A 2,146-nucleotide genomic window follows, 5' to 3' on the forward strand; every position below is an offset into this window, starting at 1 on the left:
ATCGCGGTTAGACATCCATGTCGCCAAGGGTGGTATTTCAAGGGCGGCTCCACACGAGCTGGCGCCCGCGCTTCATAGCCTTCCACCTATCCTACACATGCCGACACGAATGCCAGCGCAAAGCTACAGTAAAGGTGCACGGGGTCTTTCCGTCTGACCGCAGGAACCCCGCATCTTCACGGGGAATTCAATTTCACTGAGCCGATGCTGGAGACAGCGGGGAAGTCGTTACGCCATTCGTGCAGGTCGGAACTTACCCGACAAGGAATTTCGCTACCTTAGGACCGTTATAGTTACGGCCGCCGTTTACCGGGGCTTCGATTCAAGGCGTGAACCTCTCCTCTTAACCTTCCGGCACCGGGCAGGCGTCAGACCCTATACGTCGTCTTGCGACTTCGCAGAGCCCTGTGTTTTTGCTAAACAGTCGCCACCCCCTGGTCTGTGCCCCTCCCCGACGGTTGCCCGCCGAGAAGGCCTCCTTATCCCGAAGTTACGGAGGTAATTTGCCGAGTTCCTTCAGCATCGTTCTCTCAAGCGCCTCGGCATGCTCTGCCAGTCCACCTGTGTCGGTTTCGGGTACGGTCTCGCGCGGGGGCTGTTTCCCGGGACCCTCCGGCCGCACGGCCAATCCGATAAGGCCATACGACGGCTCGGATCCGTCACCACCCGCTGGCTCAGGACTATTCACCTGATTCCCATCGACTACGCCTTTCGGCCTCGCCTTAGGGGCCGGCTGACCCTGCGCAGATTAACTTTACGCAGGAACCCTTGGACTTTCGGCGACAGCGTCTCTCACGCTGTTTGTCGTTACTCATGTCAGCATTCGCACTTCCGATACCTCCAGGAGCCCTCACGGGTCTCCCTTCACGGGCCTACGGAACGCTCCGCTACCGCTCGCCCGAAGGCGAACCCTAAGCTTCGGCTCGTGGCTTGAGCCCCGTTACATTTTCGGCGCAAGGACCCTTGACTAGACCAGTGAGCTGTTACGCTTTCTTTAAAGGATGGCTGCTTCTAAGCCAACCTCCTGGTTGTTTTGGGGTCCTCACATCCTTTCCCACTTAGCCACGAATTGGGGGCCTTAGCTGTAGGTCAGGGTTGTTTCCCTCTCCACGACGGACGTTAGCACCCGCCGTGTGTCTCCCGTGCACTGCTTCCAGGTATTCGGAGTTTGGTTAGGTTTGGTACCGTTGTGGACAGCCCTAGCCCATCCAGTGCTCTACCCCCTGGAGCATTCACACGAGGCGCTACCTAAATAGCTTTCGCGGAGAACCAGCTATCTCCGGGTTTGATTGGCCTTTCACCCCTAACCACAAGTCATCCGAGGCCTTTTCAACGGACACCGGTTCGGTCCTCCAGTGCGTGTTACCGCACCTTCAACCTGCTCATGGCTAGATCACCCGGTTTCGGGTCTGGCGCGACGAACTGAACGCCCTGTTCAGACTCGCTTTCGCTGCGCCTCCGCCTCACGGCTTAAGCTTGCTCGACACGCCAAGTCGCTGACCCATTATACAAAAGGTACGCGGTCACCCAGGACGAACCTTGGGCTCCCACTGTTTGTAGGCATCCGGTTTCAGGATCTGTTTCACTCCCCTCGTCGGGGTGCTTTTCACCTTTCCCTCACGGTACTGGTGCACTATCGGTCGCTGAGGAGTACTTAGGCTTGGAGGGTGGTCCCCCCATGTTCAGACAGGATTACACGTGTCCCGCCCTACTCGTATCCGGCCGCATCCTGAACCCGTACGGGGCTGTCACCCATAGCGCCCGCCTTTCCAGACGGTTCCGGTTGAGATACGGCACGGCATTGGCCTGGTCCGCGTTCGCTCGCCACTACTGACGGAGTCTCGTTGATGTCCTTTCCTCCGGGTACTGAGATGTTTCAGTTCCCCGGGTTCGCCTCAAATCCCTATGGATTCAGGATCTGATACCTTCTCATGACCCCACGTCACTCGGACCCATCCCAGAGGAATGAGACCAAGCAACGAGGGATCGAAGGTGGGTTTCCCCATTCGGAAATCCTCGGATCAAAGCGCGTTCGCAGCTCCCCGAGGCTTATCGCAGCGTACCACGTCCTTCATCGCCTCTCAGCGCCAAGGCATCCACCGAATGCCCTTGAGACACTTGATCGCTCCCATGATCCATGCACGCC

At 58.2% G+C, this 2,146-nt stretch carries 1 rRNA gene; it reads right to left on the reverse strand.

Annotated features, from left to right (window positions below):
• Positions 1-2,124: ribosomal RNA gene (locus tag IEX89_RS24035) — 23S ribosomal RNA — on the reverse strand; the annotation flags it as partial.
• Between the last annotated feature and the right edge of the window lie 22 nt (positions 2,125-2,146).

Source organism: Salinarimonas ramus (assembly GCF_014645695.1).
GTDB classification, from domain to species: Bacteria; Pseudomonadota; Alphaproteobacteria; order Rhizobiales; family Beijerinckiaceae; genus Salinarimonas; species Salinarimonas ramus.